At 57.4% G+C, this 22,513-nt stretch carries 17 protein-coding genes and 1 tRNA gene; 7 read left to right on the top strand and 11 right to left on the bottom strand.

Features of this window, described 5'->3' with window-relative positions; all coding sequences use genetic code 11:
• Positions 1 to 14: 14 nt before the first annotated feature.
• Both secA and FOM92_RS03290 read left to right on the top strand, forming a co-directional pair.
• Complete coding sequence (gene secA / locus FOM92_RS03285) at positions 15 to 2,744, top strand: preprotein translocase subunit SecA (RefSeq protein WP_143775349.1); 2,730 nt, start codon at positions 15 to 17, stop codon at positions 2,742 to 2,744.
• Positions 2,745 to 2,865: 121 nt separating this feature from the next.
• Positions 2,866 to 3,612, top strand: a complete 747-nt coding sequence (locus FOM92_RS03290) for a sulfite exporter TauE/SafE family protein (protein ID WP_143775350.1) — start codon at positions 2,866 to 2,868, stop codon at positions 3,610 to 3,612.
• A gap of 7 nt (positions 3,613 to 3,619) precedes the next feature.
• Here FOM92_RS03290 and FOM92_RS03295 read toward each other — a convergent pair.
• The 3 genes from FOM92_RS03295 to moaA form a co-directional block, all read right to left on the bottom strand.
• Positions 3,620 to 3,694, bottom strand: a tRNA-Asn gene (locus tag FOM92_RS03295).
• A gap of 73 nt (positions 3,695 to 3,767) precedes the next feature.
• Positions 3,768 to 4,544 (bottom strand): NAD kinase, encoded by a 777-nt coding sequence (locus FOM92_RS03300; protein WP_143775351.1) that lies wholly within the window; start codon positions 4,542 to 4,544, stop codon positions 3,768 to 3,770.
• Positions 4,541 to 5,536: a GTP 3',8-cyclase MoaA gene (gene moaA, locus FOM92_RS03305; protein ID WP_143775352.1), complete on the bottom strand. Its 996-nt coding sequence runs from the start codon at positions 5,534 to 5,536 to the stop codon at positions 4,541 to 4,543. Before moaA ends, FOM92_RS03300 begins: the two co-directional genes overlap by 4 nt.
• A gap of 91 nt (positions 5,537 to 5,627) precedes the next feature.
• Between moaA and FOM92_RS03310 the strand changes: the two genes are divergently transcribed.
• Entirely contained in the window at positions 5,628 to 6,914 is a 1,287-nt protein-coding gene (locus tag FOM92_RS03310) for a GGDEF domain-containing phosphodiesterase (RefSeq protein ID WP_170226776.1), read from the top strand.
• A 219-nt stretch (positions 6,915 to 7,133) separates the two neighbouring features.
• On the opposite strand, the gene mfd is transcribed toward FOM92_RS03310, so the two are convergent.
• Both mfd and FOM92_RS03320 read right to left on the bottom strand, forming a co-directional pair.
• Entirely contained in the window at positions 7,134 to 10,619 is a 3,486-nt protein-coding gene (gene mfd / locus FOM92_RS03315; RefSeq protein WP_143775354.1) for a transcription-repair coupling factor, read from the bottom strand.
• Positions 10,616 to 10,903 (bottom strand): FAD assembly factor SdhE, encoded by a 288-nt coding sequence (locus tag FOM92_RS03320; protein WP_143775355.1) that lies wholly within the window; start codon positions 10,901 to 10,903, stop codon positions 10,616 to 10,618. Before FOM92_RS03320 ends, mfd begins: the two co-directional genes overlap by 4 nt.
• Before the next feature lie 60 nt (positions 10,904 to 10,963).
• Here FOM92_RS03320 and recG point away from each other — a divergent pair, with 60 nt between their 5' ends.
• The gene (recG, locus tag FOM92_RS03325) at positions 10,964 to 13,024 is read left to right on the top strand and encodes an ATP-dependent DNA helicase RecG (RefSeq protein WP_143775356.1); all 2,061 of its coding nucleotides are present in this window, start codon (positions 10,964 to 10,966) and stop codon (positions 13,022 to 13,024) included.
• On the opposite strand, the gene FOM92_RS03330 is transcribed toward recG, so the two are convergent.
• Both FOM92_RS03330 and tyrS read right to left on the bottom strand, forming a co-directional pair.
• Positions 13,025 to 13,348 carry a PilZ domain-containing protein gene (locus tag FOM92_RS03330; protein WP_143775357.1) on the bottom strand — a complete coding sequence of 108 codons (324 nt, stop codon included), beginning with the start codon at positions 13,346 to 13,348 and terminating at the stop codon, positions 13,025 to 13,027.
• Between the two features lie 97 nt (positions 13,349 to 13,445).
• A complete protein-coding gene (gene tyrS / locus FOM92_RS03335; RefSeq protein ID WP_143775358.1) occupies positions 13,446 to 14,672 on the bottom strand; it encodes a tyrosine--tRNA ligase in 1,227 nt (408 codons plus the stop codon).
• 32 nt (positions 14,673 to 14,704) lie between these two features.
• Between tyrS and FOM92_RS03340 the strand changes: the two genes are divergently transcribed.
• The gene (locus FOM92_RS03340) at positions 14,705 to 15,265 is read left to right on the top strand and encodes a DOMON-like domain-containing protein (RefSeq protein ID WP_143775359.1); all 561 of its coding nucleotides are present in this window, start codon (positions 14,705 to 14,707) and stop codon (positions 15,263 to 15,265) included.
• A complete protein-coding gene (locus tag FOM92_RS03345) occupies positions 15,262 to 16,461 on the top strand; it encodes an exo-beta-N-acetylmuramidase NamZ family protein (RefSeq protein WP_143775360.1) in 1,200 nt (399 codons plus the stop codon). The genes FOM92_RS03340 and FOM92_RS03345 overlap by 4 nt, the downstream gene beginning before the upstream one ends.
• A gap of 39 nt (positions 16,462 to 16,500) precedes the next feature.
• On the opposite strand, the gene FOM92_RS03350 is transcribed toward FOM92_RS03345, so the two are convergent.
• Complete coding sequence (locus tag FOM92_RS03350) at positions 16,501 to 17,811, bottom strand: DUF418 domain-containing protein (RefSeq protein ID WP_143775361.1); 1,311 nt, start codon at positions 17,809 to 17,811, stop codon at positions 16,501 to 16,503.
• A gap of 148 nt (positions 17,812 to 17,959) precedes the next feature.
• Complete coding sequence (locus FOM92_RS03355) at positions 17,960 to 19,144, bottom strand: vWA domain-containing protein (RefSeq protein ID WP_143775362.1); 1,185 nt, start codon at positions 19,142 to 19,144, stop codon at positions 17,960 to 17,962.
• A 131-nt stretch (positions 19,145 to 19,275) separates the two neighbouring features.
• On the opposite strand from FOM92_RS03355, the gene FOM92_RS03360 reads away from it, so the two are divergent.
• Positions 19,276 to 20,676: a methyl-accepting chemotaxis protein gene (locus tag FOM92_RS03360; protein WP_170226777.1), complete on the top strand. Its 1,401-nt coding sequence runs from the start codon at positions 19,276 to 19,278 to the stop codon at positions 20,674 to 20,676.
• 3 nt (positions 20,677 to 20,679) lie between these two features.
• Here the strand turns inward: FOM92_RS03360 and FOM92_RS03365 are convergent, their stop codons facing one another.
• Together FOM92_RS03365 and FOM92_RS03370 are read right to left on the bottom strand one after the other, a co-directional pair.
• Positions 20,680 to 21,525: an AAA family ATPase gene (locus FOM92_RS03365; protein ID WP_143776296.1), complete on the bottom strand. Its 846-nt coding sequence runs from the start codon at positions 21,523 to 21,525 to the stop codon at positions 20,680 to 20,682.
• A gap of 85 nt (positions 21,526 to 21,610) precedes the next feature.
• The gene (locus FOM92_RS03370) at positions 21,611 to 22,312 is read right to left on the bottom strand and encodes a DUF6975 family protein (protein WP_143775364.1); all 702 of its coding nucleotides are present in this window, start codon (positions 22,310 to 22,312) and stop codon (positions 21,611 to 21,613) included.
• Positions 22,313 to 22,513 lie beyond the last annotated feature (201 nt).

Here is a 22,513-nt window from a genome sequence, read left to right on the forward strand (position 1 = left end):
AAAAGGAAACACCCATGTTTGGTGGAATAGCCAAGGCTTTATTCGGATCGTCGAACGACCGTTATGTCAAATCGGTCATGAAGATCGTACAAAAAATCAATGCGTTGGAGCCGGAAATTTCGGCAATGACGGACGAGCGTCTGGCGCAGCAAACGCAGTTGTTCCGCGACCGCCTGACGGCGGGCGAAACGCTGGACGATATCCTGCCCGAAGCATTTGCAACGGTTCGCGAAGCATCCAAGCGCGTTATGGGGATGCGGCATTTTGACGTCCAGATGGTCGGCGGCATCGTTCTCCACCGCGGTGAAATTGCCGAAATGCGTACAGGTGAAGGTAAAACCCTGACCGAAACGCTGGCCTGTTATCTGAACGCCCTGGAAGGCAAGGGCGTGCATGTTGTGACCGTCAACGACTATCTGGCCCGCCGCGATGCCGAATGGATGGGCCGGATATACGGTTTTCTGGGTCTGACGACCGGCGTCGTGGTTCCCAATGTGTCCGAGCATGAGCGGCGCGCCGCCTATAATTGCGACATTACCTATGCGACGAACAACGAACTCGGTTTCGATTATCTGCGCGATAACATGAAATATGAACGGTCGCAGATGGTGCAGCGCCCCTTCAATTTCGCCATCGTCGATGAAGTCGACTCCATTCTGGTGGACGAGGCACGGACACCGCTGATCATTTCCGGTCCGACCGACGACAAATCCGAACTTTATATGCAGGTCCATTCGGTGGTGCTGCAACTGGACGACGGTGATTATGAAAAGGACGAGAAAAGCCGCAACGTCACACTGACGGAAGACGGAACGGAAAAGGCCGAACGTTTATTGGAGGCCGCCGGACTGCTGACAGGTTCCAACCTGTATGATTATGAAAACACGCTGGTTGTCCATCATCTGGATCAGGCATTGAAAGCCAATGTCATGTTCAAGCGTGACATTGATTATATCGTCAAGGACGGCAAGGTTATCATCATCGATGAATTTACCGGCCGTATGATGGATGGTCGTCGCTGGTCAAATGGCCTGCACCAGGCGGTTGAAGCCAAGGAAGGCGTGCAGATCGAGCCGGAAAACCAGACGCTGGCGACGATTACGTTCCAGAATTATTTCCGCATGTATCCGAAACTGGCCGGCATGACCGGAACCGCCGCGACCGAGGCGGGCGAGTTTTTCGAGATTTACAAGCTGAACGTCGTGGAAATTCCCACAAACCTGCCGGTGCAGCGCGTTGATGAGGATGACCAGTTCTACAAGAATACGCAGGACAAATTCGGGGCGATTGCCAAGACCATCAAGGAAGCCAATGACCGTGGCCAGCCGGTGCTGGTCGGTACCGTGTCGATTGAAAAATCCGAATTGCTCTCCGAATTCCTCGAAAAGGAAGGCGTCAAACATAATGTGCTGAACGCCCGTTTCCACGAAAGCGAGGCGCATATCGTGGCGCAGGCCGGGCGTCTGGGCAGCGTGACTATTGCTACAAACATGGCCGGGCGCGGTACCGACATCCAGCTGGGCGGCAATTTCGAATTCCGTCTGGAAGATGAAATTGGCGACATGCCCGAAGGGCCGGAACGCGATGCCGCGATTGCCGCGTTGAAGGAAGAAATTGCCGCCGAAAAGGCCAAAGTAATTGAAGCCGGCGGTTTGTTTGTTCTTGCAACCGAACGTCATGAAAGCCGACGGATCGATAACCAGTTGCGCGGCCGTTCCGGTCGTCAGGGTGACCCTGGCCTGTCGCGTTTCTATCTGTCGCTGGACGACGATCTTTTGCGCATTTTCGGATCGGAAACACTGTTTTCGCGCATGATGAATTCCAGTCTGGAAGACGGCGAAGCCATTGGCGGCAAATGGCTGTCAAAGGCGATCGAAACCGCGCAGAAAAAGGTCGAGGCGCGCAACTATGATATCCGCAAACAGTTGGTTGAATATGACAACGTCATGAATGACCAGCGCAAGGTGATCTATGACCAGCGCAGCGACATCATGGATGCCGAGGCCGTCGACGACATTATCGAGGATATGCGCAACGATACTGTCAACATGCTTGTCGGCGACCATTGCCCGGTCGGTACCTATCCCGAGCAGTGGGACATTGACGGCCTGAAACAGAAATGTGCCGAGGTATTGGGGCTGGCCCCCGATATCGACAGCTGGTTGCAGGAAGAAGCAATCGAGCCTGAAATCATTGAATCGCGACTGGCCGATATGGCGACAGCGAAATTTGCCGCCAAGGGCAGTGATCTGGACGAAACCGTCTGGCGCCAGGTCGAAAAGAGCATTTTGCTGCAAACGCTCGACCATCATTGGAAAGAGCATCTGTCGACGCTCGATGCATTGCGCCAGGTTATCTATCTGCGTGCCTATGCGCAGAAGAACCCGATCAACGAATATAAGCAGGAGGCATTCGGTCTTTTCGAACGCATGCTGGCCGCCATTCGTGAAGGGGTGACCAAGACCATCGCCACCAATGAATTCCGTGCCGAACAGGAGATGACGCCGCCCGAATTGCCGGAACTTCCGGACTTTCTGACGACGCATATCGATCCCTTTACCGGTGATGACGACAGCGATGATGTTGATGGCGGTTCGCTGGGTCTGGTAACCACACGCGCCGTCCGCCAGACACCGGCACCGCAAGGCGAAAATCCTTTCGCGGGCAATCCCAATATCCGCCGCAATGACCCATGCCCCTGTGGTTCCGGGGAAAAATACAAGCATTGCCATGGCGCCTATTGAGGCATGATGGGGCATTCCGCCTGATCATCCCGCATTCCGGCAGGCCGGAATGAAAAAGCATTGTTGCAGGACATCCTGAAAATGGTTCAGGATGTCCTTGCCGATTTGGGGGAGGGCAGGGATGTTTTGGCTAACCGGATTATTCGCCATCGTTGCGCTGGTTTACGCATCGGTGGGTTTTGGTGGCGGTTCGACCTACACGGCTCTGCTTGGCCTTTGGGGCGTTGAATATTCCCTGATTCCTATCATCGCCTTGCTGTGCAATATCATCGTGGTCACAGGGGGCAGCGCGCGCTTTGTGCGGGCGGGGCTGGTGAAATGGCCGCAGGTGATGCCCTTGTTGCTGGTTTCGGCGCCCTTGGCTTTTATCGGCGGTCTCGTGCCGCTGAAGCAGTGGTTGTTCCTGTTGATCTTGGGCGGCGCGTTACTCGTGTCGGCGCTGGCGCTGCTGGTGCAGCCCGAAAAGATGGCACCGCGGCGAATTTCCAAGCGGATGCTGCTGGTGCTGGCCGGCGGCGTGGGATTGCTGGCCGGGCTGTCGGGAATTGGCGGGGGGATCTTCATGGCGCCCGTGCTGCATCTGATCCGTTGGTCCAATGCGCGGCGGATTGCTGCTTTTGCCTCTCTATACATTCTAATCAACTCGGTCACCGGCCTCGCCGGGCAGTTGATCAAGGCGGGGCCGCAATCGCTGGCGGAACCGGCGGGCCATTATTGGCCGTTGCTGATCGCTGTTTTTGTGGGTGGCCAGATTGGCAGCATGCTGGGGATGAAGATACTCACACCGCGTCTGCTCAAGACATTGACCGCGCTTCTGGTGGGCTATGCCGCGCTGCGCCTGCTGTGGCAGGGCTGGAGCCTGATGTAGGTGAAAATGGCTCCCCGGGAGGGATTCGAACCCCCGACCAATTGATTAACAGTCAACTGCTCTACCACTGAGCTACCAGGGAGCAGCCCGATTGCTCGGGCAGAGGCGCGCCTATAGCAGCGCTTTTTAAACTTTGGCAAGCACCCTTTGCCAATTCAGACAATAAATTGTTCCATCGCAATCCGGTCGTCCAGGGCATGCTCCGGATCGAACAAAAGCGTTAGTGCGCGGTTGCGGTCGAGGGCTACCTCGACATGCGAAATGTCGCGGATTTCCCGCTGGTCCGCGACGGCGCTGACGGGGCGCTTGCCCGCTTCCAATATCTTCAGCTTGATCACATAACGGTCCGGCAGGATCGCCCCTTTCCACCGGCGGGGACGGAACGGGCTGATGGGCGTGAGCGCGAGCAGCGACGAATCAAGGGGCAGGATGGGGCCATTGGCCGACAGGTTGTAGGCCGTTGATCCGGCGGGTGTGGACACCAATATCCCGTCGCAAATCAGCTCGGGAATCACGGCCCGGCCGTTCACCGAAATCTCCAGCTTCGCCGCCTGCCGTGTTTCACGCAGCAGGGACACCTCGTTGATGGCGGGCAGGGTAAAGCTTTGGCCGCCCACCGTCGTGATGGTCGCGACCAGCGGCCGGACCTGAAACGCCTTTGCCCGGGCCAGCCGGCTCAACAATTCGCCGGGCTGCCATCCGTTCATCAGAAATCCGATGGTCCCGCGGTTCATGCCATAGGCCGGAATATCGCGGCGATCCTCGTGCAGCCGGTGCAGAACCTGCAGCATATGGCCATCGCCGCCCAGCACGATCACCGCCTCGGCATCGTCGAGCGGTACAAAGTCGATCTGCTCGCGCAAAATGGCCTCCGCCTCCCGCGCGGTGGGTGTGGCGGATGCGAGCACGGCGAGGCGCGTATATTCCGTCATCCGCCGGTCGCATTCATATGGCGGGCCAGACGCAGATCGGGTTCGGCCAGTTGCCGTTCGAAATCATGCCGTGCCGGTTTCAGACGCAGCGCCTTTTGCAGCAATGTATCGACCGCGGCCATGCCATCCTCCCGGATTGCCTTGCGGAAATCGACGTGCATGGACGAGCCCAAGCACATATAAATCTTACCATCGGTGGTCAGCCGCAGGCGGTTGCAATCGTCACAGAAATTGTGGCTGAGCGGCGTAATCAACCCCAGCCGCAGGCCCAAGGGCGCAACATTCCAGTAGCGCGCGGGGCCGGAACTGCGGTGCGCAAGCGGCGACAACGTATAGCGTTCACGCAAGGGCGCGATGAAATCGTCCATGGCGATATAGCGATCCTGCCGGTCTGCAACACCTTCGCCCAACGGCATGGTTTCAATGAGCGACAGGTCATAGCCCTTCGCGGCGCAGAATTCGGCCATGCGGAGCAGCTCGGCTTCGTTTTCTTGCCTTAACGCCACCATATTGATTTTGATGCGTATCCCGTGCGCCACCGCCGCCTCGATTCCCGCCAGAACCTGCGCGAGATCGCCGCCACGGGTGATGGTGCGGAATGTTTCGGGATCAAGGCTGTCGAGACTGACATTGATCCGGCGGAAATGCGCTGCGGCCAATATGGGTGCGAATTGGGCAAGCCGGCTGCCATTTGTGGTCAGCGTCAATTCGTCGAGGCGGCCCGCCGCGACATGGCCGCCAAGCTCTTTCAACAGCACTTCAATATCCCGCCGGACGAGCGGTTCGCCGCCTGTCAGGCGGATTTTGCGGATGCCGTGGGCGATAAAGCGGTTCGCCAAAAGCGCGATTTCGCTATAATCCAGAAGATCATTATGCGGCAGGAAGGTCTGTTTTTCCGGCATGCAATAATGGCACCGGAAATTGCACCGGTCGGTCACCGAGATACGGAGATAGTCGATTTGCCGCCCTTGACCGTCAATCATGCCGGTCATGTAAGCGGAAATTTAAAGGCTGACAAAGCCGAAATGCGAAAATCGCAATAGTTGCTAAAGATATTCGCGTTAAACTCGCAGGATGCACTCATTGCGCGATACACAGACAAAGATACGGCCGTATGGCGCACTGACCCTGCGCCGGGCCCGCCATGTGCGCGAATGGCTGGCCGAAGCGTCGCAGGAACCGGTGACCCTGCTGCTGCTCGGTATCAAGGATTTAAAGCAGATCAACGACCGTTTGGGCCGCGCCGTGGGCGATGCGGCCATCCGCCGTGTAGGCCAGCAAATCCGTGCCTTTGCCGAGCAGCAATTATCGCCGATCCGGTTGATGGCGAAAATGCCGGGGCGCGAATTCATGCTGGTCGTAGATGGCAATGCGGGCGGAAAGCAGCTTGAACTTGCTGCGCAAAAATTGCTGGAAATGGTTTCGGTTGATTTGGGCGAGGGTGATGCCCCGCTGCACATTAACGCACGTCTCGGTATTGCCCTGTCGCGCCCGAATGAAAGCCGTCCGAATCTGGCCGCTCGGGCCGCCGATGCGCTGGCCAAGGCCTATGGCCGCAAGGGAAAGCGCTATGTTGTGGCCGAAGCGCAAACCCCGTTCAACCCGGCGATGGAGCAGGTCGACATTGCCCTTCGATCCGCATTGGCTGCGCGCGAAATTGTCATCGTGCTGCAACCCCAGTTTGAGGTCCTGTCCGGACGGCTGGTCGGTGCCGAGGCATTGGCCCGGCTGAACCATCCACAACTGGGTGAAATCAGTGCAGGCGATTTGTTTGCATCCGCCGACCGGTGTGACCTGCGCGAGGAATTGTCGCACCTGATCCAGGAAAAGGCGATCAACATCGCCGCGGCCTGGCCTGCTGCGCTGAGCGATCTGCGGCTTGCCGTCAATCTGGGTGCGGAAGAGTTGACCGAAACCTACGGCACACATTTGCTGGAACTTTTGGCGCTGGCCGGTTTCGCGCCCGAACGCCTGACGCTGGAACTGACGGAAGAAAGCCTGATCCGCGATCTCGACCGGACGGCGGAGCAGCTTGAACTGCTGCGCGCGAAGGGCATGCGGATTGCTGTCGACGATTTTGGAACCGGCTATTCCAGTCTCGCTTATCTCAAATCCCTGCCGCTCGATTATCTCAAAATCGATAAAGGCATGACGCCCGATATTGTCGGTACCGGCAAAGACCGCATCATCATGCGCGCCATCATTGCGATGGCCAAAGCGCTTGGAATGGCGATTATCGCAGAAGGTGTGGAAAAGGCCGAAGAACTGGAGATGCTGCAGGCCGAAGGGTGCGACTATTTCCAGGGATTCCTACGCTCGCCACCACTGGCGCCCGCCGAGTTTGAGCGATTTGCGTTAAGGGCGAATTGAGGTTTAGTGGAAGGTTTCGAGCGTCTACCCTCTCCCCTTCAGGGGAGAGGTACGCAGTCTTATGGCTTTAGCCATTAGACGGAGTGGAGAGGGGGAGTTTGCGCACAAACCTAACCGTCCAGCCCCTCTCCGCTGCGACTAGACGGCAAGCCGCCAAGTCTCGCTTCTCTCCCCTAAAGGAGAGAGGGAATGTTATCTGGGATTTCCCCAGACGTCCGGCTACCCCGCCTTCCGCGCCAGATTGGCCAGACCCTTGGACAGTTGCAGACATCCGTTCAAACGCGATGCCGGATCGTGCCAGACGCGATTGATGACCAGTTTGCTGTCGGGACGCAGCTTTGCGGTTTCGCCGAGTTTGGCAACATAGGCGAGCAATCCGGGCACATTGGGCGGCCTGTCTTCGTGGAAGCTGACCAGCGTTCCGCGCGCGCCGACCTCGATCTTGGCAACCTGGGCGACCAGTGCATTTTGCTTGATCTGGATAAGCTTGAGCAGATTTTGGGTCGGCTCGGGTATGGGACCGAAACGGTCGGTGATTTCGGCTGCAAAACCTTCGACATCCTGTCCTTCTTCCAGTTCGTTGAGACGGCGGTACAGCGCCATGCGAACGGAAAGGTCGGGTACATAATCGTCGGGGATCAGGATTGGTGCATCAATGGTAATCTGCGGCGAGAAGCTGCCACGTGGTTTGGCGAGACCTTGTGAATCCGCCCGTGCTTCCAGAATCGCATCCTCCAGCATCGACTGGTAGAGTTCAAATCCGACTTCCTTGATATGGCCGGACTGTTCATCGCCCACCAGATTGCCCGCGCCGCGAATATCAAGGTCATGGCTGGCAAGCTGGAAGCCCGCACCAAGACTGTCGAGATCGCCGAGCACTTTGAGCCGTTTTTCCGCGGTTTCGGTCAGCACGCGGTTTGCCTCGTGCGTCATATAGGCATAGGCGCGGGTCTTTGACCGGCCGACACGCCCGCGCAACTGGTAAAGCTGGGCAAGGCCGAACCGGTCGGCGCGATGGATGACGAGAGTATTGGCGCTCGGAATATCGAGGCCGCTTTCGACAATGGTGGTCGACAGCAGAACGTCATAGCGTTTTTCGTAAAAGGCGCTCATACGCTCTTCAACTTGTGCGGCGGACATTTGTCCATGCGCGGTCACATATTTGATTTCGGGAACTTCGGTACGCAGGAATTCCTCGATCTCGGTAAGATCGGCGATGCGCGGGACCACGAAAAAGCTTTGGCCGCCGCGATAATGTTCGCGCAGCAAAGCCTCGCGCAGCACCACCGGATCCCAGGGCATGACATAGGTGCGCACCGCAAGACGGTCGACCGGCGGAGTCTGGATAACCGACAATTCGCGTAAGCCGGACATGGCCATCTGCAAAGTGCGTGGGATGGGTGTCGCCGTCAGGGTCAGCATATGGACGTCAGTTTTAAGCGCCTTCAACTGTTCCTTGTGGTTGACGCCGAAACGCTGTTCCTCATCCACAATGACCAGACCGAGCCGTTTGAATTTTAGCGATTTCGCCAGAACCGCATGGGTGCCAATCACGATATCGACTGTACCATCGGCTAGCCCATCGCGTGTCGCTGTTGCTTCTGCGGACGGGACAAGACGGGAAAGGCGGCCGAGCTTTAACGGCAGGTCCCGGAACCGTTCGGCAAAATTCGTATAATGCTGCCGCGCGAGCAGGGTTGTCGGTGCAATGACGGCCACCTGATGCCCTGCCATTGCAGCGGCAAAGGCGGCGCGCATCGCAACCTCTGTCTTGCCGAAACCGACATCGCCGCAGACGAGGCGGTCCATGGGCTTACCCGCCGACAGGTCTTCCAACACTTCGTCAATCACGCGCAACTGGTCTTCGGTTTCCTCATAAGGGAAACGGTCGACAAAGCTGGCATAGGCCTGATCATCGACCTCGATAACCGCGCCGGGGCGCAGGGCGCGTTCGGCGGCGGTCTTCAGCAGTTCGTGCGCGATGGCACGAATACGCTCTTTCAGTTTCGATTTACGGCGTTGCCATGCCTCGCCACCCAGTTTGTCGAGCGCAACATTTTCACTGTCCGAACCGTAGCGCGACAGAACGTCGATATTTTCAACCGGGACGTAAAGCTTATCCCCGCCGGAATAGCTCAGTGCCACGCAGTCATGCGGGCTGTTCCCGACCGGAATGGAGATCAGCCCTTCGTAGCGGCCAATGCCATGATCCTGATGCACGACCAGATCACCGGGGGTTAGCGCGGCAAGTTCGGCCAGGAAGGCATCTGCCGATTTGCGCTTCTTTTGCCGTCGGACTAGCCGGTCGCCGAGCATGTCCTGTTCGCTGATCAGCGCGATATCGGACGACGTAAAACCATGGTCGATGGGCAGCACAACCATCGCAACGGTGCCCCGTCCGCTTACGGGCGCCGCAAGCCCCAGTGCAGCCTGCCAGCCATCGGCGTCGGCAAGGGGCGGAGCGCCATGATCGTTGAGCAATCCCTTCAGCCGTTCGCGTGCGCCGTTGGAGTAGCTGGCGATGATCGGCCGGTTGCCCGACTTCAGTAACGATTTCAGATGGTCGGCGACTGCCTCATACACGTTGATTTTCTGCGTGCGTTCGGGTGCGAAATCGCGTGCGGCGGCGACGGCGAAATCGATCGTCCGGTCTGAATCCGGTTGGGCAAAAGGCGTCAGAAGATGCGCAGCATTGTCCGCCAGAACTTTTTCAACATCGTCGCCCGAAAGATAGAGCATTTCCGGGAGCAGAGGACGGTAACTTCCGGGTTCGGCCACCTGCGCCTTGACGCGGTTGTCGTAATAATCGGCGATGGCATCCAGCCGGGATTGTCCGGCCGCGATTGCCCCTGAATCGCGGATGACCAGCGCATCGGCACCGACATGGTCGAAGATCGTCGCCATGCGTTCTTCGAACAGCGGCAACCAATGATCCATCCCGGACAGGCGGCGGCCTTCGGACACGGCCTGATAGAGCGGATCGCCGGTTGCGGTGACGCCGAAGCGTTCGCGATACCCCACGCGGAACCGCTTGATCGCCTCTTCATCCATCAAAGCCTCGACAGCCGGCAGGATGTCGAAATGGTCGACACGGTCGATGCTGCGTTGGTCCGACGGGTTGAAACGGCGGATGCTTTCGATTTCATCCCCGAAAAAATCGAGGCGAAGGCCAAATTCGCTGCCCGCAGGAAACAGATCGACAATGCTGCCGCGAATGGCAAATTCGCCCGCTTCGGCCACCGTATCTACACGGAAATAGCCATTGGATTGCAGCAGCGAAGCCAGCCGTTCGCGTGTAATCTCCCGCCCGGCCGTCAGCCGTTCACCGGTCTGCCGGATGCGGAAGGGTGTCACATATTTCTGGATGACGGCACCGATGGTGGTCAGCACCAACTGCTTTTTGGATGTAGGTTGCTGCAAAGCCTGCAGGGTCGACATACGCTGCGACGTTACCGCGACCGAAGGCGATGCGCGGTCATAGGGCAGGCAATCCCATGCGGGCAGCAACAATATTTCCAGCTCGGGCGCAAAGAATGGCACCGCATCGGCGATGGCGCGCATGGCGCTATCGTCGGGCGCGATGAACAATGTGCGCGTCTTCGCCGCGCGTGTCAGATCGGCAAGCAGGAGCGGCGCGAAACCAGAAGGCACCGACGACAGGGTCAGCCCGGCCGGGCTGTGAATGATGCGCTGCAGGTCGGTCATTTGTCCGCCGTGTTCAGCCCTTCCGGCAAGGAAATGAAATCTAGCCGTTGCAGCAGGTCCATCATCGGCCCTGCAAAACCCGGGTCGGGTGCCGCGGTTTGCATTGCCCAGGCCATGATATCGACATCCTGTTCTTCCAACAGCCTTTCGAACCAGGCGAAATCCGCTTCGTTCCACTGCTTGTGGTAGCGGTCAAAAAAGCCGCCGACCATGGCATCCGCTTCCCGCGTGCCACGGTGGTGCGCGCGAAAGTGCAATTTGCGAAGATAGGGGTCGGCGTCCATCGGGCGCATCCTTTATGCTTGTGCTTTTATGAGGGTTTCCGGTTATAGATGGCCCTAGCCATGCGTCCAGATATTCTCAATCCGTTATTTGCAGAAGTGCGCGCAATGAAAGGCGTCGGACCCGGGCTGGCAAAGCCGCTTGAGAAGCTGGGTTTGGTGCGGATCAAGGATGTGCTGTACCATTTTCCGGCAAGCTGGACCTATCGCAAGGCCGTCCAGCGTCTGGACGTTGCCGATGTCGGGTGCAATATCATCCTCGCCGTGACGGTGATGGACCACCGCAGCAGCGGCAGCGCGCGGGCGCCGCTGCGGATCTACGCCTCCGATGCGGAGGGCAATTATATCACATTGACCTTCTTTGGCCGCAATGGAGGCTGGGCCCGCAAGCAGTTGCCTATAGGCGAAGCACGGATCATTTCGGGAAAGCTCGACCGTTATGGCGATGAATTGCAGATGGTGCATCCCGACCATATCGTTGCCGTGGGCGAGGCGGGCGCACCCGGCCTTGCCGAGCCTGTCTATCCGTTGTCGGAGGGGCTGACGAACAAGCGGATGGGGCAGCTTGCGACGGCCGCGCTCGAAAGTGTGTCTGAACTTCCCGAATGGATCGAACCCAGCCTTTTGGCGGCGCGCAACTGGGCGGGGTGGCACGCCGCGCTCAATCAGGTGCACCAAAGGGACGATATGGCGAACCGCGACCGGCTGGCCTATGACGAACTGTTTTCCAACCAGCTTGCCATGCGTCTGGTGCGCGCAGCGATGGACCAGCGCAAGGCGGTGCCGATTTCGGGCACAGGTGCGTTGGTTGACCGGTTGCAGCTTCCCTTCGCACTGACCGGCGCGCAGCAGCGGGTGATTGCAGAGATAGAGGGCGACATCGCCCAGTCGCGCCCGATGCTGCGGCTGTTGCAGGGTGATGTGGGGGCGGGCAAGACGATGGTCGCTCTGCGCGCGCTGCTCCGCGCGGTGGAGGCGGGAATGCAGGGCGCCATGCTTGCACCGACCGAAATATTGGCGCGGCAGCATTTTGCGGGATTGCAGAAATTGCTGGCGGGGCTGCCCGTCAACATCGCCATCTTGACCGGCCGCGAAAAGGGCAAATTGCGCGAGGCGACGCTGATGGGCCTTGCCGATGGCAGCATCCACATCCTTGTCGGCACCCATGCCATATTCCAGGAGGCGGTAACCTATAAGGCGCTCGCGCTCGCGGTGATTGATGAGCAGCACCGTTTTGGTGTGTCGCAGCGGCTGATGCTCTCGCGCAAGGGCAGGGGGGTGCCGCATCTTCTGGTCATGACCGCAACGCCGATCCCGCGCAGCCTTGCGCTTGCCGCCTATGGCGAAATGGATTCCTCGCAGATTGACGAGCTGCCGCCGGGCCGCACGCCGGTGGAAACGCGGGTGATTTCGCAGGAGCGGCTGCCCGAGATTGTCGACGGCGTGGCACGGCATCTTGCGTCGGGAAAACAGGCTTTCTGGGTCTGCCCGCTGGTGGAGGAAAGCGAGAATAGCGATCTTGCCGCCGCCGAACAGCGCGCCGAGATGCTACGGCTGCGTTTCGGTGACCAGGTCGCGGTGGTGCATGGACGGATGAAGGGGCCGGAAAAGGATGCGGTGATGGAACGCTTCATCCTTGGCGAAACACGGCTGTTGGTCGCAACCACAGTGATCGAGGTCGGGGTCGATGTGCCCAATGCCAGCCTGATGATCGTCGAAGCGGCCGACCGCTTCGGCCTTGCCCAGTTGCACCAGTTGCGCGGACGGGTGGGGCGCGGCGCGGAGAAATCGGTCTGCCTGCTGATCCGCAGCGCCCAGATTGGCGAGACGGCGCGGGCGCGGCTGGCGTTGATGCGCGAGACCAATGACGGCTTCCGCATTGCCGAGGAGGATCTGAAACTGCGCGGGGCAGGGGAGCTGCTGGGAACGCGGCAATCGGGCGACAGCCCTTTCCGCGTGGCGACGCCCGAACAGGTCCGCGAGCTGATCGGCGTGGCGGCAGATGATGCGCGGTTGCTGCTGGACCGTGACGGCGGTCTGGCGGGCCCCAGGGGGGAAGCCGCGCGCCTATGTCTCTATTTGTTTGAAAGGGACGCTGGAATTGCGACCCTGCGGGGCGGATAGTTACCGCAATTTGGGGCTGACATGCTCCAGAAGCGCAAGGAAATCCGGCAGACGAACGACCCGTTCGAACTGGAAGCCTGCGCGGTTTTCAACGGTCCAGATAACCAGAGCTTCCAGACGACCAACCACAGGCAAGCGGATTTCCACCCGGTCGCCACGTTCAAACACCTGATTGTCATCGATCATGAAACCATGCGCAGACACGTTGACGATATGGATCGTCTGGTCGCCATGAAATTTGCTTTCCGCGATAACCTTGTGGTTCGCACGATGGCGAGCCGCGCGGCGGAGATCCATGTCGTTATTCGGTGCAGGTTGCGCCATTCATTGCGGCCCTTGTTTTAATTTCGATAGCCGCAACATGACATCAAGTTACAAATAAATGGTAAAATAGTAGGGGCCGCAAATTTACCCTGCGACCTCAAACGAACCGCAAAATCCCGTGCTTTTTCTTCCCTGCCGAAAGCTTCACATCATCCGAAGTTACGGAAATAACGGCATTTTCGTCGGCAACTGCCTCGCCATTGATCCGCGCACCGCCGCCTTCGATCAGACGACGTGCCTCTTTCTTCGATGCAACAAAATTAAGTCCAATTAGGGCATCAATTATCGATACCGCGCCAGATGCTTTGAAAATGGGCAAATTGTCACCCGTTGCACCTTCCGCAAATGTCTTGCGCGCTGTCTCTTCGGCAAGCTTTGCTGCTTCCGCACCCCGGCACATTTCGGTCGCCGCATTGGCAAGCGCAATTTTCGCTGCGTTGATTTCCGAACCCTGCAACGCCTCCAGCCGCGCGATTTCGTCGAGTGGCAGATCGGTGAACAGGCGGAGGAAACGGCCCACGTCACGATCATCGGTGTTGCGCCAGAATTGCCAGTAATCATAGGCGGGCAACTGGTCTTCGTGTAGCCACACGGCACCTGACATGGTTTTGCCCATCTTTCCGCCATCGGCGGTGGTGATCAGCGGGGTGGTAACGCCATATACCTCGGTACCGTCCATCCGGCGTGCAAGCTCAATACCATTGACGATATTCCCCCACTGGTCGGACCCACCCATTTGCAGGCGGCACCCTGCGCGGCGCGAGAGTTCCATGAAGTCATAGGCCTGCAAAATCATGTAATTGAATTCCAGGAATGACAGCGACTGTTCGCGGTCCAGACGCAGTTTCACAGAATCAAAGCTGAGCATCCGGTTGATCGAGAAATGTTGCCCGACCTCACGCAGGAAAGGGATATATTCAAGCGCATCGAGCCATTCGCTGTTATCCAGCATGATCGCATCGGTCGGCCCGTCACCAAAGGTGAGGAAGCGTTCGAAAATCCGCCTGATCGAGGCGCAGTTGTCCTGAATGACTTCGTTGGTCAGCAACTTGCGGGCTTCGTCCTTGAAACTCGGATCGCCGATCTTCCCCGTGCCGCCGCCCATCAGGACAATCGGCTTATGTCCCGCCTGTTGCAAACGGCGCAACAGCATGATCTGTACAAGGCTGCCGACATGAAGCGATGGCGCAGTGGGATCGAAGCCGATATAGCCTGGAACGACTTCTTTCATGGCCAAGGCATCTAGTCCTGCGGCATCGGTTGCCTGGTGAATGTAGCCACGCTCATCAAGCAGGCGGAGGAGGTCGGATTTGTAAGCAGTCATAACGCGGCAGCGCCTAGCATGGAGTTTCAAGATTGGCCAATATTTCGATAGAAGAAATCGCACTGGCCTGCCATCCCGCAACACAGTCCATACAGGCAGATGCCATCCGGGTGTCGCTGTCGCGGGGGAGGGGCGGCGCTTTGGTGCTGCGTTACCATGTCGATTGCGATCCATCCTCTCTGGAAATTTCCGGAAAAATGCCGCCGGAACGGACCGACGAACTTTGGAAAACGACCTGTTTCGAACTCTTCGTGCGCCGTGAGGGTAGCGATGCCTATCTCGAATATAATTTTGCGCCATCCACCCAATGGGCGGCATATGGATTTGATGCCTATCGGGCGGGGATGTCCGATTTGGTGACCGATCGACCCCATATAAGCAGCAAAGCCGGCGAAGCCCATTTCGCGCTTGAAGCAGAGCTCGCACTGCCCGAGATCTGGTCCGGCGGCCCATTATTGATCGGGATCACGGCCGTCATTGCGGAAAGTGGTGGTACCAAATCCTATTGGGCCTTGGCGCATCCCGACGGAAAGCCCGATTTTCATCATAGGGATTGCTTTGCGCTCTATCTGGAGGCACCAAGCGCGGCATGAAATTCGGAATAGATCGCCTGCTCACCGAGCCTTCCTTGCGTGCACCCTTAAAGGGCAAACGTGTGGCCCTGCTCGCCCATCCCGCTTCGGTCACATCGGACCTAACGCATAGCTTCGATGCGCTCGCAGCGTTGGACGACATCGATATCACCGCGGCTTTCGGTCCGCAGCATGGCCTGCGCGGCGACAAGCAGGACAATATGATGGAATCGCCTGATTTCACCGATCCTGTCCACGGTGTGCCGGTATTCAGTCTCTATGGCGAAGTGCGTCGTCCCACCGGACAATCGATGGGGACATTTGATGTCATCCTGATCGACATGCAGGATCTGGGCTGCCGCATCTATACCTTCATCACGACGCTGCTCTACATGCTGGAGGCCGCCGCCGAACATGGAAAGTCGGTCTGGGTGCTCGACCGTCCCAATCCGGCGGGACGGCCGGTTGAAGGTCTGACATTGTTGCCCGGTTGGGAAAGTTTTGTGGGCGCGGGGCCAATTCCCATGCGTCACGGCCTGACCCTGGGCGAACTGGGGCAGTGGTTCATTGACCATTATAAGATCGATGTGGATTACCATGTTGTTGCGATGGAAGGGTATCAACCCGATGCCGCGCCGGGCTATGGCTGGCCAGCAGACCGTTTGTGGATCAACCCCAGCCCCAATGCGCCCAACATCAACATGGCGCGTGCCTATGCAGGGACGGTGATGCTGGAGGGCACCACATTGTCCGAAGGACGCGGCACCACACGGCCATTGGAAATATTCGGTGCACCCGACATCGACGCCCGCGCGGTCATCGCCGAAATGCGCCGCTTTGCCCCCCAATGGCTCACAGGCTGCACGTTGCGCGAAATATGGTTTGAACCGACTTTCCACAAACATGTCCACAGCCTCTGCCACGGCGTGCATATTCATGCCGAAGGCGCGGCCTATGACCATCAGGCGTTCCGTCCATGGCGCGTGCAGGCACTGGCGTTCAAGGCGATCCGGAGCCTGTATCCCGACTATGATCTGTGGCGTGATTTTCCTTATGAATATGAATTCGGGAAACTGGCGATTGATGTGATCAATGGCGGTCCCGGCCTGCGCGAGTGGGTGGATCGGGATGGGTCGACAGCGGATGAGTTGGATGCGGTGACCGGGCCGGATGAGGAGGCTTGGGTTACCGACCGGCGCCCCTATCTCTTATACTGACCGGCGGTTCCTTGGTCTTAAGTCATTGGCCCGTGGGGTCTATCTCCGCATCGGTTGTCGTTCCCAATAGGTCAATGATCTCCATAGCCACTCCATCGGACCGAAGCGGAAAAAGCGAAGCCAAATCGGGCTCCAAATGAGCTCGATAGCCCAGATTGCAGCTACCACATAAAATAGTTCATGGCGTTCCAACCTGTTGAATAGACCAAAGCCAAATCCGTAAAATAGCATGGTGCAGATGAGTGTCTGTGCAATGTAGTTTGTCAGCGCCATTTGGCCGGTCGCGGCAAGGACGCGCTGCAAAGGCTTCAACCATCCGCCCTTAATGATGCTCAAAAACAGTCCAAGATGTCCGATGACCATAGCGAGCCTGCTAATTTCATAGGTAATGGCCGCTTCGCTGTACCCCAGAACGGTGAAACCGCTATTCTGGAAGATATGTAATTCCATATAGTTGAGCGGTAAGCCTACCACATAGCCTGCGACCATCATGCTGAAATAATATGCCCGGCTTTTGTACGCGCCCAGTATTCCAAGACCCAGAAAGGCCATGCCAATCATCATGAATGACATCATGTCGAACACAAGCCACCAAGGTAAATGGGTCCACTGGAACTCATAAGCTATGGGGAACTGATCCTTCACCGCTTCGAAATATCCTTCGCGGTGAATTTTCAAAATGGACTCGAGATCTTCCATCTTTGGAGAAAATTCACTCTGAGCTTCTTCCCAATCTGTAACGGACGCCTGTTGTTCCTCCGTCAATTTTACTCCGGCGGTTTTCGCTTCAGATGCCTTTTCGGCGGCAATGCTGGTTTCGACCATGTCGCGATGTTCAACGGCAGAAATCGCAACGCTTGTGAGCAACAAGGCGCCTGCGATCATCAGAAGATGCTTTGGCGCCATTTTCCGAAAAGCGAAGAGAAGGAGTCCGCCGATCGAATAGGCAAATAATATCTCGCCGATCCATAGCAGTAGCGCCCAGTGTATTATTCCGAAAAGAAGCATCCAGAGCATCCGGCGGAAATGGATGTCGGCTGTTTTCAGCCCAGCGCCGGATTTTTCCATCCGGTCGGTCAGCATGACAATGCTGGCGCCGAACAGCAGCGAAAATATTCCGCGCATTGTGCCTTCAAAAAACAGGGTCGGAATGACCCATGCCCAGTAATTGGGTGGGTCCATACCGCCGGCGACGGTGGGATTGTCATATGCCCAGGGCAAGCCAAAGCCGATGATGTTCATCAGCAATATTCCGAGAACGGCAATTCCCCGCAAGATATCGAGCGACTCGATCCGTTCGGTTTGGACCAGTGGCGATAATGCCTCACTTCTGGCTTCTTCGATGACCATGGCATCCCCCTTACCGTTGGTTCGCACAAGAGAGCGATACTGGTCCGCCTTCCTGATGAAGTGGGCAAAGGCTATAGGCTATCGGGATTAATGCAAATTATTTTACAACTGCACACATGGTCGACACTGTTGTCGCGAAATGGATCGCTCAATGCCCATGCTTCCGGCTCAATTCCCGCATGGCATCGTCCAGACCCTCTAGCGTCAGGGGATACATCCGGTCGTTCATCACTTCCTTGATGATCTTGGTCGACTGTGAATAGCCCCATTGCTTTTCCGGCACCGGGTTCAGCCATACGGTCGCCGGGTAGGTGTTGCTGATCCGGTGCAGCCAGACCGCGCCTGATTCTTCGTTGAAATGTTCGACGGAACCGCCCGGATGGGTGATTTCATAGGGGCTCATTGACGCGTCGCCGACGATGACGACCTTATAGTCGTGCGGGAATTTGTGCAGGACTTCCCAGGTGGGCGTGCGTTCACTAAAGCGGCGCTTATTGTCTTTCCACAGGCCCTCATAGGGGCAGTTGTGGAAATAGAAAAATTCGAGATTTTTAAACTCGCTTGTCGCCGCGCTGAACAGTTCCTCACATAATTTGATGAAGGGGTCCATGGACCCGCCCACGTCAAGAAGCAGCAACAGCTTAATGGCATTGCGCCTTTCGGGCCGCATCTGGATATCAAGCCAGCCTTTGCGCGCAGTGCCGTTGATGGTGCCATCAATATCCAGCTCTTCAGCCGCCCCGTCGCGGGCAAAGCGGCGCAGGCGGCGCATGGCGATCTTGATATTGCGGGTGCCCAGTTCGCGGGTGTTGTCAAGATTCTGGAACTCGCGCTTTTCCCACACTTTGACAGCGCGTTTATGCTTCGATTCTCCGCCGATGCGGACGCCCTCGGGATTGTAACCGGAATTGCCATAGGGCGAAGTTCCGCCGGTACCGATCCATTTATTCCCGCCCTGATGGCGCTTTTCCTGCTCTTCGAGCCGCTTTTTCAGCGTGTCCATCAACTCGTCCCAGCTGCCCATTTTTTCGATGGCAGCCATTTCTTCAGGGGACAGATATTTTTCGGCAATCGCCTTCAGCCATTCGGACGGAATGTCGATCGGTTCTTGGCCATATTCGGTGAAAATGCCTTTGAAGACTTTACCAAACACCTGGTCAAACCGGTCCAGCAGCGCTTCGTCCTTCACCAGGGTGGCGCGGGCGAGATAGTAGAATTCTTCGGGATTCTGGGCGATCACGTCGGCTTCTAGCGCCTCTAACAGGGCCAGATGTTCTTTGAGCGATGCGGAAATCCCCGCAGTTCGCAACTCGTCCATGAAAGAAAAAAACACCGGCTCTATCCTCGCAAAACTCTGTCTTGGGCTTGTGCCGATTTGGGTGCTTCTCGTCAACTAAAGAGGGTTAACGAAGCGCTAACCAAAACAGGTTACACGGCTTTGCAACTGTGATGAGGGTCGCCTGCATGAAGATGGAAAAGATCGACGTTCCCGAAAATGCGTGGATACGGGAAACGGCAAAAATCTGTGGTGATGTTACCGTGGGGTGCGCCGGTGCTGCAGGTGTTCTGGAACAGGCGCTTCAGTCCGCAGACTGGCTGAAATCCCGGCACTCTGAACTGACGGAACTGACATTGCGTCTGGACTCGGATATTGCTGAAGTCACGCAGGCCACATCGGAAGCGAGCGCATTGTCCGAAGCAGCCGTTACCCGGCTGATGGGGGGCAACGATACCATCAAATTGTCAATTGCCAGCTTTTCGGCGTTGATCGGCCTCATCGGGAATCTGGGTACGCATATCACCGGCTTTGCCGCAGCCATGGAGCAGGTGAAGCGGGTATCGCAAGCTATCGATACCATTGCACGTACGACAAATATGCTGGCGCTCAATGCCGCGATCGAGGCCGAGAAGGCCGGTGATGCGGGCCAGACATTTTCGGTGGTGGCTGCAGAAGTCAAAAAGCTGGCGCTGGATTCCCGCGCTGCTGCTGTTGAAATTACCGGTACCGTCAATTCGCTGTCAAACGAGGCAGCGAAATTTGTCGGCCAGATCGAGGATGGCATCGCCACCAGCAGCGAAGCGCAGCAGCAATTTTCCAGCCTGCAGGATTTGATCGACGATGTCAGCGAGATCATCGGCCAAATGGGGAACCGGAGCCGTGAAATCGCTTCGAACACGGCCGATGTGCACCAGAGCCTGATCGAGGCGCAACATGTCCGTGATGCGGTGGCCGAGGCCAATGGCACGATGTTCAGCGCGGTGGGCAATGCGCACAAGCAACTGGTCGAGCTCGAAGCGTTGGCGAACGGTATGTTTGATTCGATCGTCCACAGCGGCTTGTCGCATGATGATCTGAAATATGTCGAACTGGCGACCGAACAGGCCCGTAAAGTTGAAGCGCTGACGGAAAATGCGATTGGGCTGGGGACTTTGTCCATGGATGCGCTGTTTGACTCAGACCTCCAGCTGATTGAGGGCAGCAACCCGCCCCGCTACCGCACTCGCCTGACCGACTGGGCGGAACGCAACTGGCAGCCGGTTCTGGAATCGGTGAAAGCAACGAATCCCGACGCGATCATGTCGGTGGTGTGCAGCAGCAACAAAGGCTTCCTGCCGGTACATCTCAAGGAATTTTCGCGCGCGCCAACCGGCGAAATCACGCACGACACCAAATATTGCCGCAACGGCCGCGTCCTGTTCGAAGGATGCGATATCACTGCGAAGGCGAGCGAAAAGGACTTCACCATGGCGGTCTACCGGCATGAGGGCGACGGTAAGACGTACAAGATCGTCCGCAACGTCTATGTGCCGCTGCGCATCAATGGTCGCCGCTGGGGCGACCTTGAAATCGCTTATGTGATTTAGGGATTAACTGCCCTGACGCCGCGCCATGAAGGCAAGGCGTTCGAACAGCATCACATCCTGCTCGTTCTTCAGCAGCGCACCATGCAAAGGCGGGATCGCCTTGGTCGGGTCGCGCGATTGGAGAACGTCGAGCGGCATATCTTCATGCAGCAGCAGTTTGAGCCAGTCGAGCAGCTCGGACGTCGACGGCTTTTTCTTCAGGCCCGGCACGTCGCGGACTTCGTAGAAGATATCCATCGCCTTCGACACCAGGATTTTCTGGATGTCCGGGAAGTGGACGTCGATGATCGACTGCATCGTGTCGCGGTCCGGGAATTTGATATAGTGGAAGAAACAGCGGCGCAGAAATGCGTCGGGCAGTTCTTTTTCATTGTTCGAGGTGATGATGACGATGGGACGTTCAACCGCCTTGATCGTCTCTTGCGTTTCATAAACGAAGAACTCCATCCGGTCGAGTTCCTGCAACAGGTCATTGGGGAATTCGATATCGGCCTTGTCGATCTCGTCAATCAGCAACACGGGAAGCTGCGGGCTGGTGAATGCCTCCCACAATTTTCCCTTTTTGATATAGTTGCGGATGTCGTGCACGCGCTCGTCACCCAACTGGCTGTCGCGAAGACGGGCGACGGCGTCATATTCATACAGGCCCTGATGCGCCTTGGTGGTCGATTTGATGTTCCACTCGATCAACGGGGCACCCAACGCGGTTGCGATTTCCTGTGCCAGCACGGTCTTGCCGGTGCCCGGTTCACCCTTGACCAGCAACGGACGGCGCAACTTTGTCGCCGCGTTGACCGCAACCTTCAGATCATCGGTTGCTACATATTTGTCGGTGCCTTCAAAACGCATCATCAGATCCCATTACTTAATCGAACGGTTAATTCGTTAAGTGCGGATGCTGCTATATGCAAGACACTATATGGGGCAGGGGTGGTTAAGCGGCCAATGCCTCGGCATGACGCGCCGCGATCAGGCGCCAAAGCCCGCGTTGCTGGGCAAGGATCTGTTCTGCCCCGAAACGCATTGCGCGCCGGTAATTGTCCGTGACGCCCAGCTTGTCGGCAACGTCGGTGCATTCGTCTATGTCGGGCAGCCCCAGCGGAGGGACATCCATACCGACGTGCAGGGCGACCGCCGACAGCAGAGGCCGGCTGCGATGCCAGTCGATGACAAAGGCCAAGGCGGCGCCTGCGGGGCAGCCCTTACGATCGGATGTTGCCAGCATTTCGAAATTACGCGCCTGGCTTGTGATGAGGGCGGCGACCTTGTTTTCGCCCTGATGACGACGTTCGGGCCCTGCCGCTACGGTCAGGGCATTCATGAAGCTGCGCTCCACCGCGAAGCCGTCAATTGCCTTGATCAGCCATTTACGCGCCGCGTCGTCGACAATCTTGTGCGCCGCGTGATCGACGATGCCGGGATGCCGTCCGTGCGAAATGTTGATGAAATGCGCGATATCGGCAACCAAAGCCCCGCGCGCATATTTATAGGGTGAGCGCAAATCGGGGCGCGTCGACCCTTCACTGATGAAATCGGCAAGCGGCTGGATAATGGACACGCTCCCGTCCGCCAGAACGGCGTCGGTAAATTGTGATCCAAAATCACGCACTTTGTCCGGCCGCGCCAGATTGTCCATTGCCCACTCCGCATGACGATCAAACGGCCTTTTCACAGCGCTTGATTGAGGAGGGGTAGCAAAAAGTCCTAAATGACATGTTTACGAGGGGAAAAGTTTCTGTTGAACAGTTTATTCCGGCGAGCGCGTGGTCGCTATGCGTCCCAAATCGGGACCGCGACGCCCTCTTTTCCCGCAGATCCTAGCTATTTCTGGGTACCA

The organism is Sphingorhabdus contaminans (assembly GCF_007280415.1).
GTDB classification, from domain to species: domain Bacteria; phylum Pseudomonadota; class Alphaproteobacteria; order Sphingomonadales; family Sphingomonadaceae; genus Sphingorhabdus_B; species Sphingorhabdus_B contaminans.